Consider the following 663-nt stretch of genomic DNA (forward strand, 5'->3'; position numbering starts at 1 on the left):
TTCAGTCCCAAGAGGTCTACGACCGTTACATGCACTATCTGACGGGGTGCGAGAACTTCTTCCGCAAGGGCATCAGCAATGTGGGGCAATTCACGATGGTGAAGTAGGCCAAAAGCGAGCCGGTTACTTCTCCAGCGTGAATTGATTGACGTCGGTGTAGCCGTCGCGGAACAGCTTCGCGCAACCGGTGAGGTACTTCATGTAACGGTCGTAAACCTCTTGGGACTGAACGGCCAGGGCCTGCTCGCGATTCGCCTCGAGGGCCTCGGCCCACAGGTCCAGTGTCCTGGCGTAGTGCTTCTGCAGCAGTTGCACCCGCTCGATCGAGAAGCCGGCCGCCTCACCGAACTTGAAGATGTCTTCCTGCGCCGGTAGCTGGCCGCCCGGGAAGATTTCCTGACCGATGAATCGCATGAATCGCAAATCGCTCATCGTGATCGTAACGCCACGCTCATGCTGCTGCTTCTGCGAATACGCCAAAATCGTGTGCAAAAGCATCCGGCCGTCATCGGGAAGAATCTCGTAGGCGCGTTCGAAAAATGCGGAATAGCGCTCCATCTTGAATGCCTCGAAGGCGCCGATGGAGACGATCCGGTCGACCTTGTCTTCGAACTCTTCCCAGCCCTGCAGGCGCACCTCGATGTTGCGGTCCGTCGGCAATCC

1 protein-coding gene and 1 pseudogene are annotated in these 663 nt (G+C 57.8%); one reads left to right on the forward strand and one right to left on the reverse strand.

The genetic code is table 11. The annotated features are described in order from the left end of the window. Nucleotides 1-107, forward strand: a pseudogene (locus A5708_RS26985) (class I SAM-dependent methyltransferase); the annotation flags it as partial. 16 nt (nt 108-123) lie between these two features. On the opposite strand, the gene A5708_RS21095 reads toward A5708_RS26985, so the two are convergent. Then, nucleotides 124-663: class I SAM-dependent methyltransferase (locus A5708_RS21095; protein WP_231117971.1), on the reverse strand; the 540-nt coding region annotated here is incomplete at its 5' end.

It is taken from the genome of Mycobacterium colombiense (assembly GCF_001672755.1).
Lineage (GTDB): Bacteria > Actinomycetota > Actinomycetes > Mycobacteriales > Mycobacteriaceae > Mycobacterium > Mycobacterium colombiense_C.